This is a genomic window from Bacillus sp. M5A3_1b (assembly GCF_053345335.1).
The window spans coordinates 1-736 of the sequence record NZ_JBKEZY010000037.1; the positions used below are offsets into that span (position 1 = coordinate 1).

The window sequence follows — 736 nt, forward strand, 5'->3', positions numbered from 1 at the left end:
TAGTCTGCGCTCATGTGAAAACATGAGAAGTTCATAAGAGAACTGGCTAAGGAATTGCGCCCTTAGTTGAACAAGATAAATTTTATTGAATCTATCAAAATTCATTGAAAATATCGAACGTACGTGCTATGTTAGGTTCAATGAGGTGAGAATAATAATGAAATTTTCACGAGTTAGTCAAGTATCAGAATTAACAGGTTTGCATCCGAGTAGTCTCAGGAGAATGCTGGTGGAACACGCTACTATTCAGAAGAACAAATCTTTCATTAAAGGAGTTACATTCTGATGATATTAGCGAAGAAAGTCAGACTGATTCCAACGCCTGAACAAGAACAAGTGCTTAGAAACCATGCTGGTGCTGCAAGATTCGCTTATAACTATTGTAAAAGAATGAGTGATAGATACTATAAGCTATTTGGAAAATCTGTTTCACAGTTAGCTTTACAGAAACGATTTACAAAGATCAAGAAGCGAAAGAGATATGGGTGGTTAAAAGACATCAATGCACAAGTTCCTAAACAGGCTTCAAAAGATTTTGATAAGGCGAGAAGAAATTCGTTCAAAAAGTACAAAAATGGTTATCACACTTCTTATAAATCCAAAAAAGATTTAATTCAAGGATTTTATGCCAATTATGAAAGACTGATTATAGGAAAGAAAGTAGTTCATATTCAGTCTATTGGAGAAGTGAAAACAAGCCAACAACTACCAAGAAACAAAAAACCATCCAATCCAA

2 protein-coding genes are annotated in these 736 nt (G+C 34.4%); both read left to right on the forward strand.

Going from position 1 to position 736, the window contains the following annotated elements; translation table 11 throughout:
• Positions 1-157 precede the first annotated feature (157 nt).
• Positions 158-286 carry a hypothetical protein gene (locus ACLBWW_RS28600; protein ID WP_000672785.1) on the forward strand — a complete coding sequence of 43 codons (129 nt, stop codon included), beginning with the start codon at positions 158-160 and terminating at the stop codon, positions 284-286.
• The coding region (locus ACLBWW_RS28605) for a helix-turn-helix domain-containing protein (protein WP_447614406.1) at positions 286-736 on the forward strand (451 nt) is incomplete at its 3' end. The genes ACLBWW_RS28600 and ACLBWW_RS28605, both read left to right, overlap by 1 nt.